General features: G+C 59.9%; 10 protein-coding genes. 6 read left to right on the top strand and 4 right to left on the bottom strand.

All coding sequences use genetic code 11. The annotated features are described in order from the left end of the window. Positions 1-603 precede the first annotated feature (603 nt). Both BV071_RS00370 and BV071_RS00365 read left to right on the top strand, forming a co-directional pair. Positions 604-1110 carry a redoxin domain-containing protein gene (locus tag BV071_RS00370; protein WP_035600759.1) on the top strand — a complete coding sequence of 169 codons (507 nt, stop codon included), beginning with the start codon at positions 604-606 and terminating at the stop codon, positions 1108-1110. Beyond that, positions 1107-1646, top strand: coding sequence for a thioredoxin domain-containing protein (locus tag BV071_RS00365; protein WP_035600554.1), 540 nt, complete (start codon positions 1107-1109; stop codon positions 1644-1646). The genes BV071_RS00370 and BV071_RS00365 overlap by 4 nt, the downstream gene beginning before the upstream one ends. Positions 1647-1731: 85 nt before the next feature. Here the strand turns inward: BV071_RS00365 and BV071_RS00360 are convergent, their stop codons facing one another. Then, positions 1732-4395 carry an excinuclease ABC subunit UvrA gene (locus BV071_RS00360; RefSeq protein WP_052572691.1) on the bottom strand — a complete coding sequence of 888 codons (2664 nt, stop codon included), beginning with the start codon at positions 4393-4395 and terminating at the stop codon, positions 1732-1734. 918 nt (positions 4396-5313) lie between these two features. Here BV071_RS00360 and BV071_RS00345 point away from each other — a divergent pair. Beyond that, on the top strand, positions 5314-7227 hold the full coding sequence (locus BV071_RS00345; RefSeq protein WP_265593889.1) for an ATP-binding protein: 1914 nt from the start codon (positions 5314-5316) through the stop codon (positions 7225-7227). 1287 nt (positions 7228-8514) lie between these two features. Here the strand turns inward: BV071_RS00345 and BV071_RS00335 are convergent. The 3 genes from BV071_RS00335 to BV071_RS00325 all read right to left on the bottom strand — a co-directional run bounded on the left by BV071_RS00335 (position 8515) and on the right by BV071_RS00325 (position 11134). Beyond that, positions 8515-9027 (bottom strand): DUF892 family protein, encoded by a 513-nt coding sequence (locus BV071_RS00335; RefSeq protein ID WP_035600542.1) that lies wholly within the window; start codon positions 9025-9027, stop codon positions 8515-8517. Positions 9028-9277: 250 nt separating this feature from the next. Continuing rightward, positions 9278-9982, bottom strand: coding sequence for a response regulator transcription factor (locus tag BV071_RS00330; RefSeq protein WP_035600540.1), 705 nt, complete (start codon positions 9980-9982; stop codon positions 9278-9280). 21 nt (positions 9983-10003) lie between these two features. Next, positions 10004-11134 carry a histidine kinase gene (locus BV071_RS00325; protein WP_052572689.1) on the bottom strand — a complete coding sequence of 377 codons (1131 nt, stop codon included), beginning with the start codon at positions 11132-11134 and terminating at the stop codon, positions 10004-10006. A 371-nt stretch (positions 11135-11505) separates the two neighbouring features. Between BV071_RS00325 and BV071_RS00320 the strand changes: the two genes are divergently transcribed. The 3 genes from BV071_RS00320 to BV071_RS00315 all read left to right on the top strand — a co-directional run bounded on the left by BV071_RS00320 (position 11506) and on the right by BV071_RS00315 (position 13160). Continuing rightward, positions 11506-12210 (top strand): PRC-barrel domain-containing protein, encoded by a 705-nt coding sequence (locus tag BV071_RS00320; protein WP_052572688.1) that lies wholly within the window; start codon positions 11506-11508, stop codon positions 12208-12210. A 112-nt stretch (positions 12211-12322) separates the two neighbouring features. Further along, positions 12323-12631, top strand: a complete 309-nt coding sequence (locus BV071_RS35050) for a hypothetical protein (protein ID WP_265593888.1) — start codon at positions 12323-12325, stop codon at positions 12629-12631. Positions 12632-12692: 61 nt separating this feature from the next. Further along, positions 12693-13160 carry a hypothetical protein gene (locus BV071_RS00315; RefSeq protein ID WP_035600537.1) on the top strand — a complete coding sequence of 156 codons (468 nt, stop codon included), beginning with the start codon at positions 12693-12695 and terminating at the stop codon, positions 13158-13160. The last annotated feature ends 200 nt before the right edge of the window (positions 13161-13360 follow it).

The raw sequence follows: 13360 nt of genomic DNA, 5'->3' as shown, positions 1-13360 counted from the left end.
AGAGTGACATCATCAACGGATCTGGCCTTGGGCAGGCAAAAGATCACTCTTCCGCGGTGCCTGCAATTCCACGCTTGAAGGCATTTCCCTCATTTCCACGGCCGGGACAACGCTCATCGTGTTGGGGAATGGGCTTACCTTTGCTGCATGAGCTGAATGTGGACTGGCAGCCTAATGAGCTTGGCAGCGAACATTGATCCGGCCAGCCGAGATTCGATTGGACGACGGGCGGACTTGGGGTGAGTCTTCCTCTTTGACATCCCGACCCCGCGACATCGCGGCTTTCGCCGGGCATTTTTTCCAGCGTTGCGGTTTCCAGCGTTTCGATTTTTCCCGAAGCCACATTTTTCCCGCCCTCCGGTTTGAGGCATACCCGATGGGTTTTTTCAGCGGCCTCCCGTCAGCAATAGATTCCTAGCGGCCAAGCGGCAGTCGGAGAGCAAGCAGCCACCGTCTGAAAAGCAGACCACCGTAGTGGCGGAAAGGAGAGCGGGGCGCTGATTTAGCCCGGCGTCTCGCTGGTGCCTTGATCCCGACGATCAAAAGGCTGTCGGCCAACCAGAAAGAAGCACGACCATGAGCAACCAAGCCAACTACGAGCAAATGTATTCAAAGAGCCCCCGCACGGCGTTGCCGGCGGGGGGCGAAGCTCCCGACTTTAGTCTGCGCAGCACGCCGGACCAATGGGTGACCTTGAGCGAATTCCGCGGACAGCCGGTGATTGTGGCGTTTTATCCGGCGGATTGGAGTCCGGTCTGTGGCGACCAGATGGCGCTCTACAATGAGATTCTTCCCGAGTTTCAGAAGCTTGGCGCGGCGCTCGTGGGCATCTCGGTGGATGGCACCTGGTGCCACGCGGCTTTCGCGAAGGATCGCAAGCTACACTTTCCGCTGCTCGCCGACTTTGAACCGAAAGGTGCGGTGGCGCGTTCCTACGGCGTCTATCGTGAAAAGGATGGCGTCAGCGAGCGGGCGCTGTTTGTGATCGATGCCGACGGCTTCATACATTGGAGCCACGTCTCGCCGGTCGGCGTGAATCCTGGGGCCGCAGGCATTCTTTCCGCGCTCGAAGAACTCCAAACTAAAAAGGAGGCAGCAGCAGTATCATGAAACACGAACTTGTCGAACGCCTGACCGTCCCAATGGGCAAACGCGATCACATTCTAGGACCGGAAAATGCATCCGCCACTCTCCTCGAGTATGGCGACTACGAGTGTCCCTTCTGTGGGGCCGCGCACATGCTGGTCAAAGCCATTCTGGAGAGCGTGGGCGATCGGATCTGTTTCGCCTTCCGCCATTTCCCACTGAGCAACGCGCACCCGCACGCGGAGAGCGCCGCGGAAGCTGCCGAAGCGGCCGGCGCTCAAGGCGCCTTCTGGGAAATGCACGACGTCCTGTTCGAAAACCAGGATGCCCTCGATTATGACGACCTCGCCGAATATGCGGCGATCTTGGAACTCGACGCTTCCCGCCTGATCATGGAAATCAGGGCCAATGCCTATGCCGGCCGCGTGCGCGAAGATTTCAGCAGTGGGCTGAGGAGCGGGGTGAATGGAACGCCAACCTTCTTCATCAACGGCGTGCGCTACGACGGACCCCGCGCGGTCGAGCCAATGGTGGCAGCGCTCACCTATTCAGGCGGGTAGTAGGAGCCGCACACTTGGACTCGTCTTTCTTCCTCAACGTGGGAACATGCCCGCTGCGGACGACCGTATTTCCAAAGCCCGCAGCTTACTTGGCTGCCACGACCTTATTGAAGAGCGCCCGGAGATAGGGCGCGGTGCGACTGTTTTTTGCCTTGGAGACCTCGACGGGAGTGCCGCTGGCGATGATGCGCCCCCCATTCTCACCAGCGCCGGGACCAAGATCGATCACCCAGTCGGTCTGGGCGATGGAGCGTATGTCGTGTTCGACGACTATGACGGTGTTTCCCGCATCCACGAGGCCCTGGAGCTGACGCATCAGGCGGTCGGCGTCGGCGGGATGCAGGCCCGAGGTCGGCTCGTCGAGGATGTAGAGGGTATTGCCGCGTTGCGCCCTTTGCAGTTCGGTGGCCAGTTTGATTCGCTGGGCTTCGCCGCCGGAGAGTTCCGTGGCCGGCTGGCCGAGGCGCAGGTAGCCGACTCCGATCTCGCGGAGCACCGAGAGGGAGCGCATGACGTTTTCTTCCCCCGCGAAGAACTCGCATGCCTCTCCGACTGTCATGGCCAGCACTTGGGCAACGTTCTTTCCCCGCCACTCGATCTCAAGCGTCTGGGCGTTGTACCGGGAACCCTGGCAGGAGGAGCAGGGTGCGTAAACGCTGGGGAGGAACAGTAGTTCGACCATGACAAAGCCCTCCCCTTCGCAGGTAGGGCAGCGGCCCTCCGCCACGTTGAAGGAGAATCGGCCGGGGCCGTAACGACGGCGTCGCGCGGCCGGTGTCGCGGCTAAGAGTCGGCGGACGTGGTCGAAAAGGCCGCTGTAGGTGGCGAGGTTCGATCGCGGGGTGCGGCCTATGGGCTTCTGATCCACCGTCACGAGCCTCCGGATGTGCTCTATGCCGCTCACAATGCGACCAGAGGTCTTTTCCTGTGCAATTTCCAGTAGCGGGTCGAGTTCCTCGTCTTCGGATTCAGGCGGATCGGCACCGAGCTGTTCCTGGATCAGTTCCGGTAATGCCTGGCTGATCAGGCTGGATTTTCCCGAGCCGGACACTCCGGTCACCGCGGTGAAGCAGCCGATGGGAATGGCGATGTCGAGGCCGTGCAGATTGTTGCGGGCGATTCCTTCCAGCCGGAGCCAGTCCCGTGCCGTTCGAGGGGTACGGGCTTCCGGCGGTTGCAGGTCGAAGAGATACCGCCGGGTGATCGAAGCCTCGATTTTTCCGAGCCCGTCGGGAGGCCCGCTATAGATCACCCGCCCGCCCTCGCTCCCCGCGCCCGGCCCCACGTCAACCAACCACTCTGCCTGGCGGATGATGTCGAGATCGTGTTCGACGATGAAGAGTGAATTTCCCGCGGATAGCAGGCCGCGCAGGACTGTTAACAACGCCTCGCCATCCGCCGGGTGTAATCCCGCCGACGGTTCGTCCAGCACGTAGATCACGCCGAAGAGCTGGGAGAACACCTGGGTGGCCAACCGGAGGCGTTGCAGTTCGCCTGAGGACAGCGTGGGCGTGCTGCGGTCCAGGGAGAGGTAGCCCAACCCAAGGTCGATCAACGGATGCAACCGCTCCAGCAGCTCTGAGCACAGGCGCTGGGCGGTAAGGCGCTTTTCCTCGGAAACCGACGAGGTCCGGCGAACGTCAGGCGCGCCCTTGTGGGCGGAACCGCCAGCTGCGACGCGCCGATCCGAGGCAGCGACGCAAGTCTGCTTGTCGAGGGTGTGGTCGCTGGAGAGGTCTTTGATATGAGACAGATCGCCCCGCACTATCGGTGTCAGCAGAGCCACGAGTCCCTCGAAGGAAAGTTCACCAAACCCGGCAACGTCCAGCCCGCAGAACTTCACCGACAACGCCTCTTTCTTCAACCGCTTGCCGGCGCAATCCGGGCAGTCCCGGCCGATGAGATAGCGCGACACCCGCTTCTTCATGAGGGCGCTTTTGGTGTTAGCAAAGGTCTCCAGCACATAGCGGCGCGCCCCGGTGAACGTTCCCTGGTAGCTGGGCTCGGTGCCCCGCTTGCGGGCGACATGGGTCTGTTCCGGGGTGAGGCCCGCATAGACCGGGACGGTGGGCTGTTCGTCTGTGAAGAGTATCCAGTCGCGCACCTTCTTCGACAGCTTGCGCCAGGGTGTGTCGATGTCGTACCCAAGAGAGACGAGGATGTCGCGGAGGTTCTGCCCGTGCCACGCTGGGGGCCAAGCGGCGATGGCACGCTCGCGGATCGTTAGCGAATCATCAGGGACCATGGTCTTTTCGGTGGCCTCATAGACGCGCCCCAGCCCATGGCAGGTCGGGCAGGCACCCTCCACCGTGTTGGGAGAAAAATCCTCGGCGTAAAGCATCGGTTGATCCGGCGGATATTCACCGACACGGGAATACAGCATGCGCACCAGGCTGGAGATTGCCGTCACGCTGCCCACCGAGGAGCGGGTGTTGGTTGCGCCGCGCTGCTGCTGCAAGGCCACCGCCGGAGGCAGCCCGCTGATGGAATCCACCTCCGGAACGCCTGCCTGGTCGATCAAGCGGCGGGCGTAGGGCGAGACTGACTCCAGATAGCGTCGCTGTGCTTCTGCGAACAGCGTGCCAAAGGCGAGCGACGATTTCCCTGAACCGGAAACGCCGGTGAAGACTACAAACGCATCGCGCGGAATATCGACATCCACGTTCTTCAGATTGTTCTCCCGCGCGCCACGAACATGAACGCAGGGAGGGATGTCTTTCCGACCGTCAGGACGGGGTTCCAGCGGCATGGTGATGATAAGGTGGCATTTCTACGAGGTGCAGAGCGGGAATGCTACCACTTTGGTGGCCCCTTTGCTACTTCTCATAAAAGTTGAGGGCATCAGCATGAATGGCTAAGTCAGCCGGCAAATAGGCGGTAAGGACCAGAGAATTACTTCGTTGTAGCGCAATTGAGAAGGACATGAGATGGGCCGCAAAACTTGGATGGAATCAAGAGGGACTGCTCCGGCGGAGGGGGCTATTGGTGCCCAGTTCGCGATCATCGAGGCTCGATCTTCAGAAGCGCTCCCGGCGGTCGCTTTTAGCCGATTGACGCCCGTCACAAGCACCCATGGAATGATCTTTTCGCTCGCGGCCTTGGGACCGATCTAAAAGTGTAAATCGGCCCCGGTGAGTGTTATTAAATCGCTAGTGGGGTGGAGTGCCATCACGGTGCGGACATGAAGCATCAGTTTGCTGCCCTTGAGGCCTTCTTGGACTAGATTAATCCAATCGATCAGGTCGAGAGCCTGAAGGCATTTGCCGCGATCGACGCGGTTACGCGAGTCCTCGAAGAAAGCTTCGAGATTCCTGCATACCCGGCGGAAAAGCTGCGAAAATTTCGCGGGGAGGCGCTCTATGCCATCGTTCCCGGAGAATTGACGAGGCACCTTCCAGCCTCACACTATATCGCAGAGGCGCGGTTCGAGCTGAGGCAAGCGAACGAAGAACTTGTCAAGGACGACTAGCCCATCCTGTGCACGATCGACTCATGCAAACTGCCCTTATACCTACTTCTACAGGGTTGCGTCGCACATCGCGTTCTAGCCTCTTGATTCAAGACTTTTGAAATTTGAGACCTGACGCTGTCACAAGTCGCTGAAAAATAGGAATATGAGAATAACTGGTTGATGTAGGCTTATTTTGTGCAGAGGGAGTATCAACCCATGGCCCAAGACAATCCCCTCTCCGGTAACGCGGCCGATCTCAACGCAGGATTTTCTCCGGCGCTTCGTGAGCTGGCTGATGAGTGGGAGACCGGCGCTTGGATCGCCGATAGAGAGGGCAACAGGATCTGGTTCAACAAGGCCTGGTCGGGAATTTCCGGACGTGACCCTTCGGAAGAGCTGAACGATGGCTGGACCTCAGGACTGCCTCCCGATGACAAAGTTGCGTGTCTTCACAAATTTCGAACGGCGTTCGAGCGCGGCGTCTCGTTTTACATTGAACACCCGCTTCGCGATAAGGAGGGAATTTACCGGAGAATCTCGAATCATGTGGTGCCGCTTCCCTCCTTGAACGGTCCAGAGGGATTCTTTGGTACCGCGGTCATCCTCGAAGATGACCAGAATAAGCAGCGGCCGCCCAGCGACTCGGATTTCGAGCGTGAACTGATCGAAAGTGCAGTTGATTTTGCGATCTTCACGATTTGCGAAGAGCTAAAGGTAGTGTCCTGGTCAGCCGGGGCGGAGCGGATCTTCGGCTATCATGAGGATGAAATCGTCGGCCAAAGCTTTGAAATCCTCTTCACTCCGGAAGATCGGGCTGCGGAGATTCCGGGTCGTGAACTGGTAGCCGCCGCGAGGGATGGACGTTCTTCCGATGAACGGTGGCACCTGAAAAAAGACGGCACCCGCTTTTTCGCGAGTGGCACCGTCTCCCCTGTCAAGGGAAGCAGGCCTGTAAAATTCGTGAAGATCGCGAGAGATCTCACTTCGCGAAAACTGATGGAGGACGCACTGAGCGAAACCGATCGCCGCAAGAATGAATTTATCGCGACGCTCGCGCACGAACTTCGCAACCCCTTGGCCCCAATCCGGACAGGGATTGAACTTCTCAATCGCCCAGACACTCCTGAGGAGGTTCGAAAAAGGGTCCTCGGCATCATGGAGGGCCAAATGAACACGATGGTGCACTTGATCGACGACCTTTTGGAAGTGTCCAGGATCACTCAAGGAAAGATCGTTTTAAAAGCAGAACGCGTGGATCTCAGCGAGGTAGTCCGTTCAGCGGTTGCGGCTTGCCAGAATACAGCCGATCAGAGGCGTCGGGAGATTCCCGTCCATCTACCCGCAGAACCCATATGGGTCCAGGGCGACGTGGTGCGCTTGGAACAATGCGTGGTGAACCTGCTTTTGAATGCCTTCAAGTTCACTTCCCCGGACGAAGAGATCGAGATCTTCCTTCACGCCCGCGATGAGTCCGTCGAGCTGACTGTCGCCGACACGGGCGCAGGTTTGAGGTCGGAAGAACTTGATTCCATTTTTGAACTTTTCTCGCAGGGGTCGGGATCCGACAACGGACTTGGGATTGGGTTAGCAGTTGTGAAATCCCTTACAGAATTGCACGGCGGCAGCGTCAGTGCCGAAAGTGCCGGCCTCGGGTTAGGCAGCAAATTCACAATCAGACTCCCCAGGGCAGATTCTTATCTTCCTGTCTTGCAGCCCCCCGACGTTCCAGTGGAACCTCCAGTGTTCATCGCCGGGACGGTCCTTGTGGTCGATGACAATCTGGACGCCGCCGAACTGCTCAAGACTGCATTGGAAGCACGTGGCATCAGCGTTATAACCGCCTCCGACGGCTTAACCGCGGTTTCTAAAGCCATCGAATTTCGCCCTCGGTTCTGCATCTGCGATATAGGCCTGCCAGGAATCGATGGCTACGAAGTTGCGCGGAGGGTCTTGGAACAATCTCCTCAAACAACGTTCATTGCGGTCTCGGGATGGGGTGGTGGTCAGGACCGAAGCCGATCGCAAGAGGCAGGTTTTACTCATCATCTCGTGAAACCTGTGAAGCTGGACGAACTCTTGTCTTTGCTCGCTGACTCAGAGGTTCTCGGATCAGTCCCTCGCATTACATAGCGGAATTCCAAGTTCTGCTACCTACAGTTTCTCGACTGTCTGTCGCCTTGCTCGCGCATCGCGGGAAAAAACGCGGCAAGCCTTCCATAATGCCAAATTCCCTTACACCGCTGCCTTTCGGCGAACAACGCGAACATCCCGTGGATTGCCAGCATGGCGATTGGGTTACGAAAGAGGCTGTCCCACGTTGGACCGGTCGTAAGGAAACCCAAGCGTTTCGTCCCCCGGGTGCCAGCCGCCGCTCTCGGGCTTGAATCTTTTTACCAGTGCTTCAGGCGACCTCGGCTGGAGAAGAGGTGGTGTGGAAGCGAGTACTCTGAACAGCCGAGTAGTGCCGCTCCTTGATGCTTACGCGTGCATCTTGCGAAGCTCGCGACGTTTGCAGCGGAATCTCCTCGAATACCTTGCCCGAAGCGGATGAACGGCGGGAATGCGGCTTTACCGGTTCATTTCGGACAACATTGATCAGATTGTTCGGGAATGGGAGTAGTTCGCGCGGAAAATCTGGCCTGCGGGAGACCAAGGCCCCGGCTGCTTCGCGACCGCGCCGATGAGATGCTTCTTGCCGTCATCAAGGATCTGCGAAGTCCCCGGAGTCCTTCCGAACAGCGCGGGAAAGCTACAGGCGAGGGTCCGACCCCTCGCGCGAAAGCTAGTTGGAGGATCACGCCGTGCCTCCCGGTGCGGTGACAGTTTCCCTGGCACACAAAGGTAAGTGAGTCGGCAGGCTTCTTCCGCCTTGGCCGATCGGGAAAGATGAGAACTCGGTTATGGAGGACCACGGCTCCCATTTCTTGCATATCGGTGGCAATCGCCCGGCGAGCCGAAGACATGGTTGAGAAGCCGTTCTTACGGGAAACCAGTATCTCACCTTCGGGAGCTCTCTACCCAATGCTGTGGCTGGCGTGACATTCCGGCGAGTGGCGCGGGGGTGGTGCCCATCACCACTCCTAGCCAAGCTCCCCTAGTCGTCATCCGGCCTCTTGTCTTGCGGGGGAACCAAACGGGCGGACCACCAGTGTCCCCGGAACGGGGTCTGAGGATTATCCTCGCACTGATACTCCCGGTCATCATCGCTGCGGCTGTAGAGCTCCCCTTTGTCTTCGTGGACCTCCACGGGAGTCCAAGGCCCATACTCGTCCTGTCTCCACCAGAACCACCCCTCACCCGGGGGTCGGTCACTAACGAAAGGTTCACTCATCGGGGAAGATTGTCCGCGCGCAATGAAAAGTAGCAATGGCCCAACTGCGCCAAGGTTTCGGCCCACCCGGCACGATCCACGGATCTTCAGCCGGCAACTTTCTTCACCCGCGGCTTTTCAGGCCCTTCGGGATGGCCCTGGCTCCGGGCGATAGCGGCCAACGATTTTCCCATGGCTTTCTTTTTGTCGAGGATGCCGTTTAGCACCTCGGCAACCTCTCCGTACGCCAGCAGGTCCGCCCATTCGCCCAGGGACGCATAGGAGGCAATCTGCCAGTGACCGATCTTGCGCGCGATCGCGATCAACGCAGCGTCGAATATCGGCGAACGGCCAAGTCCGGCGGTCAACTTCTCACCGTCTGCCAGTATCCCGGCAATCGCCTCGCACCTTTTGCCGCGAGCCTTTTCGCCACAGGCTTCGAAGATGCCTTCAAGGTGCTTTACATTCCACTCGGACTCTTGTCCGTGGAGGCGAATCAACCTTTTTAAGCCAAGCGAAGCAGTGGTCTCCGCCATCCTGAACAAGGCTGGGCCGAGTCGGGCCTCAGAGCTGAAACAAATCCCTAGTTCGGTCAGGAAGAGTCGATTGAGATTTTTCATGTGATCTGCACGAGTTGTCCCGTCCGCTTGCTTGCCTCCCACGGGCCGGTTTCCGGGACGATGCATGACTTGCGGCCGGGGAGTGGGGGGACATCCCTTGCCACGCATGCATCATCCCGGTTGATCCGCCCCTCGCCCATGGTCAGGTGCCGTGGCCAGGATTGGCGTATGGCGAGCGCGGGTCGATTCAAGGTAAACAAGTACGCGAGCACCTCCCGAAGCGCCATGGGGTCTAGACCCCAAACTGGGGTCAGCGCCGCGGACTGTCAGCAGGCGGAGCGATGGTTCCCTGCACGCTGCTTTCGATGATGCCGACAGCAATCGCATGGCGAGTGAGCCCAGCGGTATCATGGATGTCTAGCTTGTTCATCATGCTCTGACGGTGCTTCTCGACGGTCTTGATACTGATGTGAAGTTCCACCGCGGTTTGCTTGTTGGCTTTTCCTTCTGCAATCAACTGGAGGACTTCCATTTCCCGCGGGGTCAGGCGCGCGGGATCCTTCTTCCCTTCCGCTTTGCCCCGCTCTTGCAGTTGCTCATGATCGAGGCGCCGTGAGATCGTGGGACTGAAGAACCTCATCCCGAGCCACACCTTGCGAATGGCCTCGCCAAGGATGTGCGCGGAGGTTTGCTTGACGAGATATCCGGAGGCACCCAGCGCCAAGGCCCTTTCCACGTAGGCATCGTCGCTGTGGGCGGAGAGGATCAGGATCTTGGTCTTGGGATGAGCCGCCAGGATCTGGCGGGTGGCTTCCATACCGTTGAGAAGGGGCATCGCGACGTCCATCACTACCACCGCGGGCCGAAGCTTGCGCGTGAGCGCGACGGCCTGGCGGCCGTTCTCCGCTTCACCCACGATCTGTATACCAGTCTCCAGCTTCAGCAAGGCGCGCAGACCCTCGCGGACAATCGTGTGATCCTCGACCAGGAGGACGGTGATGGCTTTCAAGGGCATATCAGGGTCTTTCGAGGTGCCTCACTTCGCGCCGGCCGCTTGCGGGAGATCGACGCGGAGCATCGTCCCCTTTGTCACCGCCGATTCGACATGGAAGCTGCCGCCGATCATCTCCACGCGCTCCCGCATACCGAGAATTCCCAGGCGCTCGCGGCGCCCGGACTTCGCCGTGCTGTCCAAGCGGAAGCCCCGCTCATTGTCCGTGATCTCCATACGCACTCCTCCAGCGTGGATTGAGATTGCGATCTCTGCCCGGCTCGCCCGCGCGTGGCGGGCGATATTGGCGAGGCCTTCCTGAGCGATGCGGTAGAGCACCGTGAGCTCCGCATTCGCCAACTTCTCGACCCCCGTGGCTGCGGTGAAGTCGACATGAATGCCGGTGCGCGAGATGAAGGCCTTGATGTAGGAGCGCAGCGCGGGAACCAGCCCGAGATCGTCAAGCACGGTCGGCCGCAAATCGAAAGCGAAGCGGTGCACCACCCCCATCGACTTCTCGAGCAGGCGCTGGGTGAATGCGATCTTCTTCTGGAAGTCCTTCGCGTTGGCAGTTGTCTGCAGCTTCAAGGTGGAGAGCCGCACATTGATGCCGGTCAGAGTCTGCGCGATCACATCGTGCAGTTCCCGGCTGATCCGCTTGCGCTCCTCCTCTTGGGCGGCAATCAACCGGCGCGACAGGTAGCGGAGTTCTTCCTGCATTTCCCGCGACTTCGCCAGCAACTGGCTGGAGGTGAGCTCGCTGGTCCGCAAGGAGCTTTCGACTTCCTTGCGTCGGGCAATCTCCTGCCGCAGCTCTTCGTTCGCAGCCCGCAGTTCATCGCTGCGCTGGCTGAGGGTTTCCACCGCCGCCTGCAAGCGCGCGTTGGCCTCTACCAGCCCATACTGGGCCTCCTCGATAGGCGTCACCGTGGCGGTGAAAAAATCCGCAGCTCGCTGGATCACGCCTGCTGCGATGTCCTCCGGGTAACGAATGAGTCCCAAGCTCACCAGCGAGCGCTGGTGAACCTGGGCAACGCCGGGGGTGCTGAGCCCGCGCTTGAGGGCGAGCAACCCGAGCTTCTGCGCCGCTTGGCGCCCTCTGCCAGAAGCATGTTCGATATGCCGCCGCAAGGCCGCGAGATAGCCATGGAGGATCGGCGGAGCTTGCATTTTCATAATTGTATCAGGAACCGCGGGCGAACGTCCCGAGCAATCCCCAGCTTCCGCCGCAAGGAGACGCTTGGCGAACTCTTTTGCGGAGCGGCAGCGGGAGAATGTCGCTCACGACCGCCGCCAATCCTATGGGGTGTAACCCTACTCGCCCCATAGGAGGCGAACCCCCGATACCACCACTACATCGCTGCGAAGGGATCTTCCGGGTGACTGCTTCGGCGATGAGGACCGTCTCCCTCAGCGAAGCTTCGGGGAATGAAAGTAGAACTACACCCCATGGGGGATTCGCACGGTCTGCGCTAGGATGACTCCACGGTGATGCCAGAGGCTCCTCGCTCTCCCATGCCGGCAGAATTCAGCGATCCGCCCAGCTCATGCTCTACAACATCAAATCGGCCTACGGCCAAAAGCTTGTCGCCTCCGACGGCGACATCGGCCACGTCAAGGACTTCTACTTTGAGGAACAAACCGGGGCCATCCGCTACATGGTCGTCGACACCGGCCTCTGGCTGATGAAGCGGCTGGTACTGCTCTCCCCCCATGCCTTTGAAAAGGTGCCGCGCAGCGAGAAGGTCCTGGCCGTAAAACTCACGCGGAAGCAAATCGAGGAAAGTCCAAGCATTCAATCGCACCGCCCGGTCTCCCGCAGCTTCGAGAAAGACTACTACCGCCACTACGGCTGGCCACCCTACTGGGAAGATGCCGATGTCGGTGGCGACACCGCTTCACCGGCCAAGATCCCCGACAAAGTCGTCGCGGAAGAAGCGCCGCCCCAGCGCCATCGCCACGAGTATGTCCGGCTCTTCAGCACCCACGGCATCGCCGGCTACGATGTCCAGGCCAGCGACGGATCGATCGGCTCGGTCAGCAGCTTCATGGTCGATGATCAAACATGGATCATCGGCGAATGGGTGATCGAAACCGGTCACTGGTATGACGGCAAACAGATCCTGCTGCCTGCCTCCGCGGTGACACGCATTGACCACGACGAGTCGAAAGTCTTCCTGGAAATGGCCAAATGGGACATCCAGCGGAAGGGGGCTCACCTCGGGGCGAAGGCCGCAGCACTTCATTCCTGAAGAAACGAGTTCATTCCCTGAACCCACCTTCTGCCCGATCGACCGCGTTCTTGAACTCCTGCCAAGCCTCCTCGGAGCGTCGTCGATCGGGCCACTCCATCCTTAAGATCTCATGTACAACACCGCACCGGGAGCCCCGCCGGAAGGTGATAGCTGCCCGCCGCTGCCCCCAAGCCGGGACCGGGTCTACGCCAGAACCCGCCAGCTCGCGCTGACTGCCGGACGATATGCCCACCAGATCTCAAAATCCGACTATGACCAGGCGATGCGGGAGATTACGGGCCAGTCCGATCCGAAGCGCCAGGAAGCCATTCTGGAGGCAGCAGAACGACTGCGCCTGGCACGCGTGGCGAAACACCAACAACTCACCGCGGGGAGCGCCGGAAGGCAGCCCCCAGCGCCACGGAATAGCCGGCATTGATGAACCGGTTGAAATTGCTTTTGCCCTGATTCCAACAGCCGCTTTCGCGGCGCCCGAACTTATGAGCAACGTCGTTCAGCCCGGCGATGTCCCCAAGGTAAAACCAAAACCACCCGCGCTGCCGGCAGCATTCCTGAAGCATCTCCACCTCCTGTCCTTGCAACTGGGGGGCCGTTATCTGGAAGACCCGCCAAGACCCATGGTCAGCAGGGCGGGCCCCAGATGGGATCTTCGGGTGTACCTGCCCCTCCCGCCGTGCGAAGTGGTGGTGATGAACCTGAGGGAAGGAATTGCCCGCCACCTCAAGGTATTTCAGGTGGAACTGGGCATCCTGATCCTCACGCTCGGTATTGTCGGCTCGGTCTTGTGGTCACTGGTCCGTGACGGGTCCAGCGCACAGCCCGCCACGCTCAAACACTGGAAAGAGCCAAGTCAACATAGCCCGGCTCCAGCAGTCGGCCAGCAGCTTGGGCGGTCAGCCGCCGATAGGGAGCCGGGCGAGTTACCGTTTGCGGGGGCGAGCCCCTGACTGGCGGGCGTGACTTTTGAGGCTGCGGTTCCAAGGGTGCAGTGGTTCCCACAGCCTCCCCATGAACTTCCATAGCGGTATTGCCCGGGACGCTCCCGCCCAGTGCCTCGTCAGGGACTGGAATCGCGAGCGAGGCAGGCCCGAGTGGGACGTGCTGGTCAGGCCGCAGCCATACTGGCCGCTGGCTGGTTCCTGATTGG

Source organism: Haloferula sp. BvORR071 (assembly GCF_000739615.1).
Taxonomy (GTDB): domain Bacteria; phylum Verrucomicrobiota; class Verrucomicrobiia; order Verrucomicrobiales; family Akkermansiaceae; genus Haloferula.
This window is presented reverse-complemented; position numbering and strand designations above follow the sequence as displayed.

What these genes read in the sequence shown, in the direction of transcription:
- BV071_RS00370 (WP_035600759.1), top strand. Translation starts at nt 604, where the DNA reads ATGTATTCAAAGAGCCCCCGCACGGCGTTGCCGGCGGGGGGCGAAGCT.
- BV071_RS00365 (WP_035600554.1), top strand. Translation starts at nt 1,107, where the DNA reads ATGAAACACGAACTTGTCGAACGCCTGACCGTCCCAATGGGCAAACGC.
- BV071_RS00360 (WP_052572691.1), bottom strand. Translation starts at nt 4,395, where the DNA reads ATGCCGCTGGAACCCCGTCCTGACGGTCGGAAAGACATCCCTCCCTGC.
- BV071_RS00345 (WP_265593889.1), top strand. Translation starts at nt 5,314, where the DNA reads ATGGCCCAAGACAATCCCCTCTCCGGTAACGCGGCCGATCTCAACGCA.
- BV071_RS00335 (WP_035600542.1), bottom strand. Translation starts at nt 9,027, where the DNA reads ATGAAAAATCTCAATCGACTCTTCCTGACCGAACTAGGGATTTGTTTC.
- BV071_RS00330 (WP_035600540.1), bottom strand. Translation starts at nt 9,982, where the DNA reads ATGCCCTTGAAAGCCATCACCGTCCTCCTGGTCGAGGATCACACGATT.
- BV071_RS00325 (WP_052572689.1), bottom strand. Translation starts at nt 11,134, where the DNA reads ATGAAAATGCAAGCTCCGCCGATCCTCCATGGCTATCTCGCGGCCTTG.
- BV071_RS00320 (WP_052572688.1), top strand. Translation starts at nt 11,506, where the DNA reads ATGCTCTACAACATCAAATCGGCCTACGGCCAAAAGCTTGTCGCCTCC.
- BV071_RS35050 (WP_265593888.1), top strand. Translation starts at nt 12,323, where the DNA reads ATGTACAACACCGCACCGGGAGCCCCGCCGGAAGGTGATAGCTGCCCG.
- BV071_RS00315 (WP_035600537.1), top strand. Translation starts at nt 12,693, where the DNA reads ATGAGCAACGTCGTTCAGCCCGGCGATGTCCCCAAGGTAAAACCAAAA.